The 13,898-nt window shown below is 46.2% G+C and carries 15 protein-coding genes and 1 tRNA gene; 3 read left to right on the top strand and 13 right to left on the bottom strand.

The annotated features are described in order from the left end of the window. Positions 1 to 1,144 (top strand): aminotransferase class V-fold PLP-dependent enzyme (locus tag HAT2_RS00245; RefSeq protein ID WP_114544049.1); only part of this gene is annotated, 1,144 nt, incomplete at its 5' end. Here HAT2_RS00245 and HAT2_RS00240 read toward each other — a convergent pair. The 8 genes from HAT2_RS00240 to HAT2_RS00210 form a co-directional block, all read right to left on the bottom strand. Beyond that, on the bottom strand, positions 1,104 to 1,979 hold the full coding sequence (locus HAT2_RS00240) for an EscT/YscT/HrcT family type III secretion system export apparatus protein (protein ID WP_181860259.1): 876 nt from the start codon (positions 1,977 to 1,979) through the stop codon (positions 1,104 to 1,106). The two genes, HAT2_RS00245 and HAT2_RS00240, sit on opposite strands and share 41 nt — an antisense overlap. Further along, positions 1,976 to 2,245, bottom strand: coding sequence for a type III secretion system export apparatus subunit SctS (gene sctS, locus HAT2_RS00235; protein ID WP_114544047.1), 270 nt, complete (start codon positions 2,243 to 2,245; stop codon positions 1,976 to 1,978). Before sctS ends, HAT2_RS00240 begins: the two co-directional genes overlap by 4 nt. A 10-nt stretch (positions 2,246 to 2,255) precedes the next feature. Then, the gene (gene sctR / locus HAT2_RS00230; RefSeq protein ID WP_114544046.1) at positions 2,256 to 3,089 is read right to left on the bottom strand and encodes a type III secretion system export apparatus subunit SctR; all 834 of its coding nucleotides are present in this window, start codon (positions 3,087 to 3,089) and stop codon (positions 2,256 to 2,258) included. After that, positions 3,086 to 3,763 (bottom strand): FliH/SctL family protein, encoded by a 678-nt coding sequence (locus HAT2_RS00225; RefSeq protein ID WP_181860257.1) that lies wholly within the window; start codon positions 3,761 to 3,763, stop codon positions 3,086 to 3,088. Before HAT2_RS00225 ends, sctR begins: the two co-directional genes overlap by 4 nt. Beyond that, positions 3,756 to 4,643: a hypothetical protein gene (locus HAT2_RS03795; protein ID WP_181860256.1), complete on the bottom strand. Its 888-nt coding sequence runs from the start codon at positions 4,641 to 4,643 to the stop codon at positions 3,756 to 3,758. The genes HAT2_RS00225 and HAT2_RS03795 overlap by 8 nt, the downstream gene beginning before the upstream one ends. Positions 4,644 to 4,648: 5 nt before the next feature. Beyond that, complete coding sequence (locus HAT2_RS00220; RefSeq protein WP_147267443.1) at positions 4,649 to 5,716, bottom strand: EscJ/YscJ/HrcJ family type III secretion inner membrane ring protein; 1,068 nt, start codon at positions 5,714 to 5,716, stop codon at positions 4,649 to 4,651. Positions 5,717 to 5,855: 139 nt separating this feature from the next. Next, positions 5,856 to 6,755 (bottom strand): HEAT repeat domain-containing protein, encoded by a 900-nt coding sequence (locus HAT2_RS00215; protein WP_114544043.1) that lies wholly within the window; start codon positions 6,753 to 6,755, stop codon positions 5,856 to 5,858. Positions 6,756 to 6,766: 11 nt separating this feature from the next. Continuing rightward, on the bottom strand, positions 6,767 to 9,607 hold the full coding sequence (locus HAT2_RS00210) for a preprotein translocase subunit SecA (protein WP_114544042.1): 2,841 nt from the start codon (positions 9,605 to 9,607) through the stop codon (positions 6,767 to 6,769). 96 nt (positions 9,608 to 9,703) lie between these two features. Between HAT2_RS00210 and HAT2_RS00205 the strand changes: the two genes are divergently transcribed. Together HAT2_RS00205 and HAT2_RS00200 are read left to right on the top strand one after the other, a co-directional pair. Continuing rightward, positions 9,704 to 10,645, top strand: coding sequence for a hypothetical protein (locus HAT2_RS00205; RefSeq protein WP_114544041.1), 942 nt, complete (start codon positions 9,704 to 9,706; stop codon positions 10,643 to 10,645). Continuing rightward, entirely contained in the window at positions 10,623 to 11,249 is a 627-nt protein-coding gene (locus tag HAT2_RS00200) for an endonuclease III domain-containing protein (RefSeq protein WP_114544040.1), read from the top strand. Before HAT2_RS00205 ends, HAT2_RS00200 begins: the two co-directional genes overlap by 23 nt. Before the next feature lies 1 nt (position 11,250). Here HAT2_RS00200 and HAT2_RS00195 read toward each other — a convergent pair whose 3' ends face one another. The 5 genes from HAT2_RS00195 to HAT2_RS00175 form a co-directional block, all read right to left on the bottom strand. Further along, positions 11,251 to 11,442: a hypothetical protein gene (locus tag HAT2_RS00195; protein WP_114544039.1), complete on the bottom strand. Its 192-nt coding sequence runs from the start codon at positions 11,440 to 11,442 to the stop codon at positions 11,251 to 11,253. A gap of 59 nt (positions 11,443 to 11,501) precedes the next feature. Beyond that, a complete protein-coding gene (gene ruvA / locus HAT2_RS00190; protein WP_114544038.1) occupies positions 11,502 to 12,098 on the bottom strand; it encodes a Holliday junction branch migration protein RuvA in 597 nt (198 codons plus the stop codon). Then, complete coding sequence (locus HAT2_RS00185) at positions 12,095 to 12,574, bottom strand: crossover junction endodeoxyribonuclease RuvC (protein WP_114544037.1); 480 nt, start codon at positions 12,572 to 12,574, stop codon at positions 12,095 to 12,097. The genes ruvA and HAT2_RS00185 overlap by 4 nt, the downstream gene beginning before the upstream one ends. Continuing rightward, complete coding sequence (locus tag HAT2_RS00180; protein ID WP_114544036.1) at positions 12,559 to 13,740, bottom strand: glycosyltransferase family 4 protein; 1,182 nt, start codon at positions 13,738 to 13,740, stop codon at positions 12,559 to 12,561. Before HAT2_RS00180 ends, HAT2_RS00185 begins: the two co-directional genes overlap by 16 nt. A gap of 23 nt (positions 13,741 to 13,763) precedes the next feature. Continuing rightward, positions 13,764 to 13,846: transfer RNA gene (locus tag HAT2_RS00175), tRNA-Leu, on the bottom strand. Between the last annotated feature and the right edge of the window lie 52 nt (positions 13,847 to 13,898).

Genomic DNA, 13,898 nt, shown 5'->3' with positions numbered 1-13,898 from the left:
ACAGAAACCTGCCTCTCTCCTTGAACAGACGCTTTTTTCCTATTCTCATTATGCTCCCGTACATCGCTCTGTCTATCCTGCAGGAGAGGAGATGACCTATCTTTACGAGGAGTCTCGTCGGACGATTGCTTCTCTTTTGGGCGCCTCTTCTCCAGAAGAGGTGGTCTTTACTTCAGGAACAACACAAGGACTTAATGCTTTGGCTCGAGCTCTCTGTCCTCCTGTGGAAAGGAGACACGATGGTCGTTTCCGCCTTTTTGTTACCCCTTTGGAGCATCATGCCAATCTAGTCCCTTGGCAAGAGGTGGCTAAAGAAAATGGTTACCAATTGGGCTATCTTCCCTTTTTAGCCTCTGGAGAGATCGATCTAGAACGTCTCCCTTCTTTTCTAGATGAAACAGTTGCTGTTGTTGCTTTGCACCATGTCTCTCATGTGACGGGGGGTGTTTTACCTGTAGAGGTCTTATCCCCTCTCATTCGTTCTAGTGGCGCTCTTTCTGTTTTAGATGCGGCTCAATCGATTGGCCATCTTCCTGTTTCTCTACCTGCTCTTGGATGTGACTTCTGTTGTTTTTCTGGTCACAAAGTGTATGGCCCAACAGGCGTGGGAGTTTGTTGGGGGAGACAAAGACTTTGGGAAGAGATGAGGCCTTGGTCCTTTGGAGGACACATGGTGGATCAGGTTACGTTGGAGGGTGCTACCTATCAGAAAGGTGCAGCTCGTTTTGAAGCAGGAACCCCTCCTTTTGTGCAGGCGATCGGGATGAGCCATTCTCTGGCTTGGCTTTCTTCTTTAAATTTGAATGAAGTGCATCGCTACGAGCAAGAACTGATGCTGTTTCTCATTGAGTCTCTGTCAAGAGATCATCGAATTCGTCTTTTGGGAAACCCTTCCAGGAGGGGTTCACTTGTGTCGATGTGCTTTGATGGGCAGCAAAATTTAAAATTGCACCCTTTTGATGTGGCAACTTTACTAGGGTTAGAAAGGATTTGTGTACGCTCAGGTCATCTTTGCGCCCAACCAGCCATGTCTTTTTTTGGAACAACAAGCTGTCTCCGTGTTTCTCTCGGTGTTTACACAGAGAAGAGTGATTTAGAACATTTTATGGCTTGTCTTCTTTCCATTTTGGATCGGTTGTCTTAGAAGGAAGAGACAAAAGAGTGGTATAGGTATTAATTTTACCTACCCACTTGTTGCCCTTCTTTTTGATGTCATTGAAGAGGCTTTGAATACAAAGGGCCAAAGAGAGCAGTCCAATAAAGGCTTTGAGGCTTTGTCCCATGAAAGAAATCTGAACTTGAGGTGTGAGACGGTTGGTGATCCCAAGAAGGACATCGACCATAAGCAGAGATCCTAGGATAGGGGCTACTAGCTCGATCGCCATACGGAAACACGTCCCTATAACTGGAATGAACTCAGACAGAACAGGCTGTTGAACAGACTCCAACATCTGGATCGGAATACCTTTATCTGCTGGGAAGAGACTAAAAGAGCCGAGTAAAAGATCAAGCGCTTTGAAAGCAGCTCCAGAGGACCAATATAGAGCAGCTAAGAGGTAGACGAAAATAATTCCGATGGGACTGTCTTGAATACTTAAAAGAGGGTCAGTCAACATAAGGCTTGAAGTGCCTTTTTGATGGTCGATCAAAGAACCAGCCATCATCATCACATAGAAAGGAACCGAAGAGATCACACCTAAGAGGAAGCCGAAAAAGATCTCCTTGATGCAGAGATACATCAGGTTGGAGGAAAAATCAGCTGTGTTGCCAATCATGTAACACATCGCTAGAGGACTTAAAGAGATCGAGAAGCCGACTTTGGCAACCATGGGAAGACTGCGAGAGCCTAGAAAGGGAGAGAGCTGAACAAAGGGAAAGATACGACAGAGGGAGAGGATAAAAAGAGGTAGGGCAAAGTCGAAGAAAGGTGCCAGAAAAACATCTTTGGCAAGGAGATGTAAAGTGCCAGACTCTGTCACGCTACAATCCTCTGCAGGTTTTGAAAGATCTCCATGCTGAAGGAAAAGATTTGTGATCCTAACCATCCACCCAGAATAACGAGGGTGAGAATAGTCGCGACTAGCTTCACTGTGAAGGCCAGATTTTGCTCCTGAATCTGGGTGGCAGCTTGAAAAATGGCAACCATTAAACCAAAAACGAGACTAATGGCAATCGGAGGGCCAGAGAGCATGAGGATCAAAACGAGGGCTCGATAACAAAGGGCAACAATCTTTGCCTGAAACATAAGATTCCCCCTACGACAGACGGTAACTATCGATAAGACCTTTCGTAATCAGAGTCCAACCATCAATCATGACAAGAAGAAAGATCTTGATAGGGAGAGAGATTGTCACTGGTGACAGCATCATCATGCCCATTGCCAGCAAGATATTCGAAACGACCATGTCAATCACAAAAAAGGGCAAGAAAATTAGAGTGCCTGTTTCAAATCCATTCTTTACTTGGGTTGTGATGTAGGAAGGAATCAAGATCATGAAACCTTCCATATTGATCGACTCACGAAATTCCTCTGGGACGGTCTTGAAGGCAACACGGAAGAAATGGCGAATATGGGTCTTATTTGAGTTGAGCTTTAGAAATTTCCTAAGCGGTTCCTTTACTTCTTGTGCCAGCTGAACAATGAACCCTCCGAAGGCTGGGGAGTCCATGGTAGGAGCTGGGTTTTTCCTCATCCAAAGAACGCCCTGCTTGTACATATCAAGTCCCACGGGGAACATGACAAAGACACTCAAGAGAAGGGAAATGCCGTTAATCACCTGGTTAGGAGGTACCTGTTGCACGCCTAAAGCATTGCGTAAGAGAGAAAAGACCATGACCATCTTAGCAAAAGGTGTCAGCAACATCATGAAGAAAGGCAGAAGAACAAAAGCAGACAGGATGATCGCCTGAAAAATGAGGGGGGGCGTCCCTTCTGCTTTAAAGTTCTTAGGCAAGCTGGTGTACATTGGGATCTTGAAGGAAGACCCTTCTTCTTTTTTAGTCTCTTTCAAAGAAGAAGCACCTGTCTCCCTCGCTAAGAGAGGAAGGACCAGAAAGAGGCTGGATAACAATAGAAGAGCTTTTCTCATGAACCTTTCTCTGTACCTTGTCTATGACTGGTGTCGGCCTGGGCAACTTGCTTAAGAAAGATCTTTTCAAGTCTCTCCCATACCTCGTCCACATTGGCCCGGTTGATGATACCACGCTCCGTCTGAATGATATACCCTTTCGGAGGTAAATCGTTCTTCACCACAATATTAAACTGTTCTGCGCCGGTCACGATTTCAAGAAGACGAGGTCTCTCTTCTGTTAAAATCTCAAGCGCTTGTTCATTGCAAAATAGGGTTACATTTTTGTGCTGCGCAACAGATCTCAAGGCTTTCGCCACGATGTCGGATATAGCAGATGGGTCAACTGCCAATTCTCGTTCAATAACAGATTGAGCTGCTTTTAGTGCAATCTTAATTACGAGGGGCTCGAGGCTCGTTCGAATATTTTCGGAGGCCCTTTCTAAGTCAGCAATTACTTGCGCAACTTTATCGAGCCCCTTTTGAAAACCTCGTTCTTCGGCTTGCTTTTCCAGAAGGGTACATGTCTCTTGGTTCTTTTTTTTCAAGAAGATGAGTTCTTCTTGGGCGCGAACTAAGACCTCTTGAACACTTAGAATTGTGTCCAATTCTTCTTTTTTGACGACACGCTGATCTACGGCTAATGTCAGTTCATGTCCCATGGGGAGGACGAGAAATTTCTTATTGTTATACATGGGCTCGCTCTCCACCAATGACCGTTTGATCCAGTTTGTTCTTATGGATAAATTGCATGCTGTCAAAGACGATGTTTTGTAGATCTTTGATAATGTGGTTCGGAATAGAAGAAGGAAGGGCATTTTGAAAGAGAATCTCAGCGTCTTCAGGTTTTAGCCTTTTCCCCAGCAGGAAAGCCAAATGGGTTCCCTTGTGGACGCAGATACCAAGACTCATAAGTCCGATGTAATGGGTCATGCGATCTAATTCACTTTTCTCACCGTTCCATTTACTCCAGATAAAACGGGTGCCGCTTGGTAAATGTCCCGTACGTTTAGAGAAAGCTTCACAATAGCTTTGCCAAAGAGCTTTATTCGGGTGTTGCAGGACATAATCGAAAAAAATTTGGCGTTTTTCCTTTGCAATTAGAAACTGACTCGATTGCATCATTAGGCGAAAAGAAACTAATTCAAAAAGAAGTTTCAGTACTGAAGTGGGTGTTTTCAAAAGGGGAGAAAAACGGCTTTTCTCGACGAAAAGGGCCCGATTCGCACCTGAGCGAATCAAAATATTGAGGACACTTCTCTCGACAACTTTTGGAACGAAAGGGCTAAGACCACCCTCCTCCATCATCTTGTCCCAAACTTCGCGTAGATATTTAGGTAGACCTTGGGTTAAGGGGAGAGCGTGTTTAGGATGCCAGCAGCTGAGCTCCTGGATCAGGTCCGGGTATTGATCCAAGGGGACAGTCTTCAAGCTAGAGACTACTTTCGCTTCTTCTTCAGGGAGAAGGGCACACAATTGCTTCTCTTGGTCAGGAGCAAATTTAAGAATGAGACTTTTAAAGAACTCGAGTTCAACAGGATGACTCAACCCAAGCTCTGCGGAACGGCGTTGCATGGTGCCTACCTCCTGGGTGGAAGCCGATCAGTTCCTGGCTGTGGAGGGGATTGGCTTTCTTTCGGAGAGTTTTCCGGGCCAGGAGGCTTTGGTCCAGGCTCAGAGTCTAGGTTGGCTTTTTCTTCTTCTGGTGGGGTCTTTTCATTCATGTCAGCTAGAGTGGAAGTAGGTCCACTCTCTTCTTCCATGTCCTCCAATTTCAGAGGGATGACGCTCAGCATTTTTTTCAGTCCCTGGGTAGAGAGAAGCAGTTGTAACTTCCAAACAAGCCAGACATGCTCTGCAAGAAAGAGACCTATAAAGAAAATAAGAAGCCCAACAACGATTTTAAAGAGTCTCGCTGAGCTTTTGTCCAGTTTAACCCCCCAAACAGAAACCATCTCGGGTAAATAATCAGAGGCATGCCTATTACCAATGATGGCTTGGTCCCCTATCACCGTTACATTGTTGGGCTCCAGGTTAGGAATGCTACTCGAGACTAATCTCTTAATTTTTAGTTGCATGTAAGCATTGGGGTCGTCCAGGATGCCCGTATGCTTAATGTAAACGGCTGCCGTTACCTTCTGCTCTGGAATATTACTTCCTTGGACATTTTCTTCGGATGGAATGGAGAGCTGGACATCAGCGTCCAAAATTCCTTCCAGCTTACGCAAGGTGTTGGCAATCTGGTCGGCAAGACCAGCTTGGTATCTCACCTTCTCTGCTAAGTCAGAAGAAACAAGGCCTTGCTTGCTGAACAAATTCAGCAAGGTGTTTGTCTTTCTACGCCTGGGAAGGCCTCTCATGTTGAGAAGGGCCAACGCGTCCATTTTCTTGTTCGCAGCGACGGCAAGAGACCAGGTAGAAGCCTGTGAGGCACCGCTTCCTGCGACAAACTTTTTCTCTGAAGAGATACCGTATCCGTTTAAAATAACAACAATTTCATTTGTCTCTTGCTCATCGAGACCGGTCAGAATAATGACATTCTTTCCGCTAAAATAGCCCGCTTGAGCAGGCAATGTTGTGCCAATGAGGACGGAGCAAATGATGCAGCTCAGGAAACTCGATATTTTCGCTCGGAATGATTTCAACATGTAGACGACTGCACCTAGGATTTTGTTCACGTTCGACCTGAAAGGCCCCTAGCCCGAGCCTATCTTAATTTCAAATTTTTTTCGATTTGTTGCAAGGAACAAGGGCCTCTACTGGGATGGAATAGAGGCCTTTGGAAAGTTACCTGCCATGGATGCTTTTTAAGTCTTGCCGAAGAAGAGGGGGCAAGCTTTCCATTTCAGCCAGTTGATCAAGCCGGTACTCTAAGTGAGTTCCTACCAATCCCCCGGCGATCATGATCAAGTAATTGCAGAAGGAAAGGTGCTCGTTCCACTCCCCACTGAGTAGCATTTCTATGGCAATTCTGGCTACCTCAAAGCGGTCACGGAAATGGACTAAGGCGAGCGCAGCGTGCTCGTTCTCTTCCGTAAATGGCTTTGATTGCAAGAGGCGAACCAGAAATTGCTCACACTCTTTTCCAATACCCTTCAGCGCTTCTACAATCGCATCTTCTGTAAAAAAATCATTTTTTCCGATCCCATTGAAGAGAGGAACAATGGCTCGAGGATCACCGATGCCACCTAGGCACCTGGCAGCAAGTTCAGGACCAAATCCATATCCAGGAAAAAGAGAGGAGTGAAAAAGCTCCGATTCAAAAAGAGCAATTAAGGCATGTACGGCGTTTTCTCCGGAACGGACAATCGCTTGAATTTCTCTTTCTGGTTCCATCTCCTCAGAGAGAAGAAGGTCTGCAATGAGAGCGGGCACGGGATCTGCCAGGTTCTCCTCATAGACAGACCGAAGGAGGGAATACGTTTTTTGGGCCTGTTTCACATCCCTCTTTTGGGAGGGGGAAAGAAAAAGTTCGCTTAAATCACCACCAAATTCTTTCTCGACCTCTTTTAGACGCGTAATCTGGTCGAGGCAGATTTCTGGCTGCACTCCCTTGCCCTCTTGCTCGTAATAGCGCACCATTTCTGGAAAAGAGCCTCCGAAATGGGAATCACGATGCATCAAGATGATGCCGTCACATTCGTCGATAGCCAGAAACGAAGGGAGATTTTGCCTACTTTTTTGCATGCAAAGGGATCCTATGTTATCGCTGGAGCTTCAGAAACCATCGTATCCATTTTCAAAGCATCCAGTCCGACAAGATAGTAAAACCGATGGATCGTTTCTTGAAAGAGTGAAAGGGCCTCATGCTTGAACTCAAGCAGGGGGTCTCGATAATTACCGACACGGAGGGGAAGCTCCGCACGGAGATAGTCCATAGCTTGCAAATGGTATTGCCACAAATGGTCTAGTCTCTTAACGGCGCACCAATGCAAAACCTGCTTCAGGTCGAAAGGAAGAGGATGGTTTTTCTTTTGTAAAGCTTCATGAAGCGATAACTTCTCCTCAAAGAGTTGTAAAACTTCTTTTTCAATAGCTTGAAAAGCCTCGTACTGTTTCACCCTTCCCTGTTTCCAAATGTCATTTGTGCAAGAAACAGGATAATAATTTTTGATCCAGTTTGAACAAATTTCCCCTGAACAAGTTTTTCCATTTTGAAGGAAACATTCTGCTATCTTCTCCTCGCATCCTCGAGAAAGAGCATGTTCTACGAAGGAAAAGATATCCTCCTCTCCTGAAATAAGACCCTGTCTCAGGGCGTAAACATGTTCTCTCTGCTTTGATGTAATGTTGTCGTATTCAAGCGTGTGTTTCCGGATTGCGTAGTTACGCTGCTCGATACGCTTCTGGGCTGTTTCAATAGCTCGGGTCAACATAGGAGCAGAAATACTTTCTCCCTCAGGTGGGCGAAATCGTCCAATAATTTGCAACATTTTGGGAGAGGCAAAGAGACGCATCAAATCGTCTTCAAAAGAGCCAAAAAAGACAGAAGAACCTGGATCTCCTTGCCGAGCGCATCTTCCGATGAGTTGTCGATCGTTCCTGCGACTGAAGTGTCTGGAGCCAACCACATGGAGTCCGCCTGCTTGGGCCACGCCTTCTCCTAGACGGATATCCGTACCTCTCCCCGCCATGTTTGTTGAGATAGTGATCGCCTTAGCAATGCCGGCCTTACTGATAATTTCAGCTTCTCTTGCATGGTGCTTGGCGTTGAGAACGGTATGTCTTAGTCCATTATGGGAGAGTAGACGGGACATCCTTTCCGATTCATCCACGGAACGCGTGCCAATAAGGATGGGACACCCTTGAGAGTGAACTGTTTTGATTTCATGTAGAATAGCAGCATACTTCTCGCGTTCTGTCATGTAGACTTGGTCGTCCATCTCCTGACGTACACAAGGAGATTTAGTGGGGATAGGTAAAACTTCAAGCCCGTAGATATCCTTAAACTCTTGAGCGTCTGTTTCGGCCGTTCCAGACATCCCAGACAGCTTCTTATACATGCGAAAATAGTTTTGAAGAGTAATCGTGGCGTAGGTAATAGTTTCTACTTGAATCGGGAGGTTTTCTTTAGCTTCGAGAGCTTGATGCAGCCCTTCTGAATAACGACGGCCAGGTTGTGCCCGGCCGGTATTCTCGTCGATAATAACAATTTTTTGGTCTTGGACGATGTAGTCCACGTTCTGTTCCATCATCAAGTGGGCGCGCAAGAGCTGGGTCAGGTTTTGCATCCTCTCTTTTCGGAGGGCATCCTCTTTGTAGAGCTCGGCTTTGAGCTGCAGTTTTTCATGCAATTCAATGGGAAGCTCGTCAATCTGAGCTAGTCCTGCTCCTAGGTCGATCATTTCGAACTGATCTGCTTCTTGGTGCTCTTCCTTTTCCTTTTTCTGCATGGAAATCCACTTCTTGATGCCTCTGTCTGTTAGTTCAAAATCATTCGAACGTTCGTCCACAAGAATCAAAAGTTGTGACTCCAAATAGGAGCGAATTTCTTTGGCTGTTTCTCCATATGCTTGCAAATCTTGTTGATCAAGCCTGTTTCGAAGAAAAGGGAGCTCCTTGGCTCTTTTCAAAATCTTGTTTTTGGGTGTTCCTTTGCTGACAACCCACAGACAACGCACACCTTCTTGGATTTTTTCTTCTTCTTCTTTCAGCCTCTTTTTGCTGAAACTGTCCATTTCAACGTCCGTTGCTCCAGCTTCCTGAAGTAGTTTCCATCCCTTATTAGCAATACGATTACAAACTTCTTTCTGAGACGTGACCAACTCTGCCACGTGCTCACGCAATTCACCGTAAAGATGCCCGCTAGAGCGACTAGGTCCCGAAATGCGAAGGGGAGTTCGCGCATCGTCGATCAAGACGAAGTCAATTTCGTCGATGATAGCAAAAGATCGCTGCCCTTGAACCTGCTCTTGCTTGACCATGGCAACAGAGTTATCTCGAAGGTAGTCAAAACCAAATTCTGATGCTGTCCCGTATAGAACATCTTTCTTGTATGCCTTTTGGCGTTCTGGAGGGGACATGTCATTTTTCAAAAAGCCGCAGGAAACGCCTAGCAAGTCGAAAAGACAAGAGTTCCATTCACAATCACGTTGGGCTAGGTAATCATTGACTGTCACGATGTGGACAGGCTCGCCCGAAAGAGCATGAAGATAGGAAGGAAGAACGGCCGTCAATGTCTTCCCCTCTCCAGTTTGCATTTCTGCAATTGTTCCAAAATGTAGAGCAATACCACCGAGCAGCTGCGTATCGAAGGGAATCATATCCCAAAGCACAGTTTGCCCCATACATTGGATCGAGGTGTGACACAATTGACGACATGCCCACTTGACCGAAGCATAGGCCTCAGGAAGCAGTTTTTCTAAACTTTCGCCCCCACGATAACGCGTTTTCAGTTCGAGTGTTTTTGCAACGGGATCAAACGCAGGCTCCTCTAGAAGGGCCCTCTCAATTACATTAATCTTCTCGACGCTTTTCCAGTACGTTTTGAGGCGCCTTTCCTGAGCGGATCCGAATAATTTCCTAAGTAAACCGAACATAGTTTCACATAAAGAATCGGGAAAGCCCTAGGGTCAACCGTCAGACTTGTCATAGATAAAGGCAATCAGTATAGAGCAAGTGGAGATTAACTCCCAATGTCTGAGCTTGACTACGTGTTCCTTTTTGAAGAGTCCGTTCCCTTTTTTTCTCGGACAAGTTGGCCCGATTTGTTTCAGAACAAATCTATATCCAGGTTCGCTTTAGGGATTGTTTTGCATTACCGATCAGAAGCCGTTCTTCTGCAGCGTCGACAAAAGAGTGGCCTTCCAGGATTCTTTGAAATTCCAAACGATTTTGCTTTTTCTTGTGAAAGCATACCAGAAGCCGCGGAAAGAATTTTGTCTTCTCAGGTCTCTTTACCGAAGGTCAAATTGGGCGGTTTACTGTGTTCTTTAGACCTAGAGGCGCCTTTCCAGGCCGTGACAAGAATGTTGGTCATTTGGGGAGAGTTGGGAATGGCTCCAGATCTCCCTATTAAGGTCTCCTCTACTTTTGTTTACGCCACCCTCGCAGCCTATTTGGAAGCGAGTTATTACAAGATGTTGCCTGTTTGCTCTCGGGCCCTTGAGGCGTTTTGGTTTGGTGCCCCATTAGGGGAGGCTTTGCAACACGCTGTTTTGCAAAGGTGTGAGCGGGAGGCTTTTGTTCCATCTCAAGTGGTCCTCTTGATTCGTCGTTCTGAGGATCATGCTGTACTTGTTTACAAGAACACATCAGGAGAGTTGGAGCTGCCTGTTTTCAACTTGAAGTCTTCTCAAGAGTTTCACCAGGCTGTTCTCTCTCAGGGTTTGGGAGCAAAGGATGAATTGGCCTATTTAGGGGCCTTAAATTGTTGGAACAACCAAAAAAAACAGAAATTTTTCTTTGCTTTTTCTTATGATGACGAGGCGGGGTTCGATTCCAAAGGAAAGGAGATGTTTTTCGTGTCTACTGTTGAGGGATTGAAGATGTCTAGTACTCCCGTCACTCGAGAGGCTTTTCTCCGATTCAATAGAAGGTTTTTTGTTCGGTTGTATGAATCAGAGGCATCCACTTAGACATCTTGCTCTTTTAACTCAGTTATTGGATGCCCACGCACCTCAACCGGAGCCGACGCTTTATGCTCCCCATCCTTATGGTTTTTTGCTGGCTGTTCTTCTTTCTGCGCGTTGCTTTGACAGTCGAGTCAATCAAGTCATACCCACTTTGCTTGAATTGGCTGATTCTCCAGAAGGGATGGTTGGCTTGGAGATCGAAGAGATTCGACAAGTCATCAGACCTTGTGGCTTGAGCCGACAAAAAGCAAAAGCTATTTGGCTACTCTCTGAACAACTTATTCGCTTCCATAATGGTACTGTTCCGGCTACGCGTTCAGCTTTAGAGGCTCTACCGGGAGTAGGGAGAAAAACCGCTTCTGTCGTTTTATCTCAATGTTTTGGCGTTTCGGCTTTTCCCGTGGATACCCACGTATTTCGCTGTGCGAGGAGATGGCAGCTTTCATCTGCCAGGTCGCGGGAGAGGGTCGAGCGCGACTTAATGGCCTTTTTCCCAGAGAAGTTGTGGGTAAAAACTCACCTACAAATGATTGCAGTCGGAAGGAAGATCTGTCGTAGTCGGGGACACGATGGGGTCGCATGTCCCTTTTGTCGTCACTTCAGTTAGATTAGAGTTCGAGGCCTAAACAAATCTCAACTTCTTTTAAAAGCAATTCTTGCATCAATAAGTTCCAATCAGAGAGCTCTAAAGAACAGTTCAGGGGGATATCCTCTTTCAGGATGGTCTCTTCTTGTCCTTCGGAGCATGGAGGATCCAAAAGAGTGGGCGTAGATGAGATGAGGTAGAGAGATGTCTCCATGTCTTGCCTTTCTGAAAGGGAAAAAAGGCCGAGAGGGTAGCTGGTAGATCTTTATCTGTCTATTCTTCTGGGGAAAGAGTGTAACGTATCCCACGTGTGGGAAGCTGCCTTAAAACCAGGCCGAGAAACTCTTCTAAAGAGAGCACATTCTGGTGTTGTGCCCATGTCTGTTGGACTAATTGCTTTGCTTTCTTCTTAATAAGTCCGAGACCGACCAAGGCTTGTTCGGCTTCGTGTGTCCAAGGACAAGAGGAAATAGGGTGATCTAAGGGTGTCGGTTGCCATTCCAGGAGAATTCTTTGTGCGCTTTTCTTGCTAAGGCCACGGACTTGGGCTAAGGCATTGTAATCTTGTAGGCGTATTGCCTCCGTAAGACCAAAGGTCCCCAAAGTTTTGATGAGGGAGCCGGCTGTTTTAGGCCCTATGCCTGAAATTTTGAGAAGTTCCTGGAACAATTGTAGTTCTTTGTGTGATGTGAAGCCATAGAGTTGAGGGCCATCCTCTTTCCAGGCAAGATGCGTGTAGAGAAGAACATGCTCCTTTTGGAGAAGAGGCTGCTGCCCAAAGAAGTGGATTTGTAAGCAGAGTGGGCCAACAAGAAGGGAGACGAGGTCTCCAGACAATCGAAGAACTTCTCCCTCTATACTTTCGATCATTTTTCTCGTCCGGGCTCTCTCGCAGAAAGGAAGGAACAGTATGCAAGAGCCAGAGCATCAGCGCAATTATCGTTAAGTCGATCCGCGTTAAGCCCGAAACATTTGGAAACAGCTTGAATCATATCTTGTTTTCGACTTCCTCCTTTTCCCGTGAAAAGACACTTAACTTTCGTTGCGCTGTACTCTTCTAAGGCAATATTTCTTTCCTGAATCAAGAAGATGAAAACACCTCTGAGCTGAGAGAGGGAAATCACTGAGCGTGCATGTGGGCCAACAAATGCTTTTTCGAGGGCAATTTTGGTTGGTTGGTATTGATCCAACAGGCAGCGAAAGGCTTCTCCTAACAGGAGGAGTCGCCGATACGGACTGGAACGGGCAGGAGGTTTAAGAAGGCCCCAGTCTAGAATATTGCCATTTTCCAATACACCGTAACCGGTCAGGAACGTTCCTGGGTCAATACCTAGGATGATCGACATATTTGGAGAAGACGTTTGAGATGGTGTGTCCGACTTCTTTGCGAACACTGTTCCAAGGGGCACTCATAAAGACTATCCGAGATCATAAAGCGATAGGTTGTGTTCTGCAGAAGTTGTAACTTTGCTTGTAGCGCCTCAATCGATCCAGGTTCATACAAAAGACCTTCCCAGGGCCCCTTAGGAAGAAGATGGCGGATGACAGGAAAGTGAGGGGCAAGGATAGGACGGCACCATGCCATGTAATCAGGCAGTGAGGGATGGCCTTCATAAAGGGCAGGAGAGTTTCTTCGAAAGGGAGCGACAAAGGCACTAGCTTGGGAAAGTAGCTCCCTCCTCTCTTCCGGATGAAGAGGGTTATGAAAAAAGAGATGAGATGGCCCAAGAATGGGTTCGAGCAGGTCTCGTGTCTCCTGTATTCGCTCTATGTCTTGTGTGACAAGATGTAGCTCGAAGTCGACCATGCCTTCCATGGCATAGGCCAGATCTTCAAGACCATTTGATTCATCAAGGTCGCCGACATAAAATAATTTGATGAAAGAGTCGTCCAGATCTATTCTTCTTGGTAAGCAGTGTTCCGAAGAGGCAAACGGTAAAACTTTGATCTTGGTCTCTCTAATGAAATAGGGCGGCTTTTGAAGCTGCTGCAATATCTCCTGAGTCGGTACGATAACGAGATCAACGGCATGGAGAACTTGCTTGAGTTGAATGATCTTCTTTTGGTCTTGGAGTCTAATCGTCTGATAGGCTTCATTCTCTTGGGAATAAAAAGGGAGAGTGAATAACTCCTGAACGTAACGCATTTCAGCATCCTTCCTTTGGAGAAAGAAAGAGGCCGCTTCCCAGCTTGAACAGAGCAAAACATGCGGCTGAATGCAGTCAATTACAGATCTTGTTAGGGGCAACATAGGCCAGCTGCTGTCCACGCCGAAATGACGCATTAGGGGAGCCAAGGAGAAAACAGGCCAAACCTTGAGCCTTTGTAGAGGTTGATTTGGCTTCTTTTCTGAGTAGAAGGCATGCATCTCCTCAACCGTACCCGAACCGCGCATGAGGACGAGACAAACCTCGCAGCCCCAATCAGCCAGCCCACAACCTACACCGTAGACGTGTCTCCCAAGACGGCTCTTGGAGGGAAGACTTTCCTCATGAACATAGAAAACACGCAAAAAAACAACCTCCCTATCTCTTATGCGGAAGGAGGGAGTCGAACCCTCACGAGAATTCTCTCACTACCACCTCAAAGTAGCGCGTCTACCATTCCGCCACCTCCGCCCAATTTGGTACAAATCGCCACGATAGGAAATTGTTTTAAGTTTGCTCGCAT

Source organism: Candidatus Similichlamydia laticola, from assembly GCF_003339615.1.
Classification (GTDB): Bacteria; Chlamydiota; Chlamydiia; order Chlamydiales; family Parilichlamydiaceae; genus Similichlamydia; species Similichlamydia laticola.
The sequence above is the reverse complement of the archived record's forward strand: the minus strand, read 5'-3'. Positions and strand labels throughout refer to the sequence as shown.

Bases quoted from the DNA above. Each gene is read 5' to 3' on its own strand.
- HAT2_RS00225 (WP_181860257.1), bottom strand. From the start codon at position 3,763: ATGTATAACAATAAGAAATTTCTCGTCCTCCCCATGGGACATGAACTG.
- HAT2_RS00195 (WP_114544039.1), bottom strand. From the start codon at position 11,442: ATGGAGACATCTCTCTACCTCATCTCATCTACGCCCACTCTTTTGGAT.
- sctS (WP_114544047.1), bottom strand. From the start codon at position 2,245: ATGTTTCAGGCAAAGATTGTTGCCCTTTGTTATCGAGCCCTCGTTTTG.
- HAT2_RS00215 (WP_114544043.1), bottom strand. From the start codon at position 6,755: ATGCAAAAAAGTAGGCAAAATCTCCCTTCGTTTCTGGCTATCGACGAA.
- ruvA (WP_114544038.1), bottom strand. From the start codon at position 12,098: ATGATCGAAAGTATAGAGGGAGAAGTTCTTCGATTGTCTGGAGACCTC.
- HAT2_RS00210 (WP_114544042.1), bottom strand. From the start codon at position 9,607: ATGTTCGGTTTACTTAGGAAATTATTCGGATCCGCTCAGGAAAGGCGC.
- HAT2_RS00205 (WP_114544041.1), top strand. From the start codon at position 9,704: ATGTCTGAGCTTGACTACGTGTTCCTTTTTGAAGAGTCCGTTCCCTTT.
- HAT2_RS00185 (WP_114544037.1), bottom strand. From the start codon at position 12,574: ATGTCGATCATCCTAGGTATTGACCCAGGAACGTTCCTGACCGGTTAC.
- HAT2_RS00200 (WP_114544040.1), top strand. From the start codon at position 10,623: ATGAATCAGAGGCATCCACTTAGACATCTTGCTCTTTTAACTCAGTTA.
- HAT2_RS00220 (WP_147267443.1), bottom strand. From the start codon at position 5,716: ATGTTGAAATCATTCCGAGCGAAAATATCGAGTTTCCTGAGCTGCATC.
- sctR (WP_114544046.1), bottom strand. From the start codon at position 3,089: ATGAGAAAAGCTCTTCTATTGTTATCCAGCCTCTTTCTGGTCCTTCCT.
- HAT2_RS03795 (WP_181860256.1), bottom strand. From the start codon at position 4,643: ATGCAACGCCGTTCCGCAGAGCTTGGGTTGAGTCATCCTGTTGAACTC.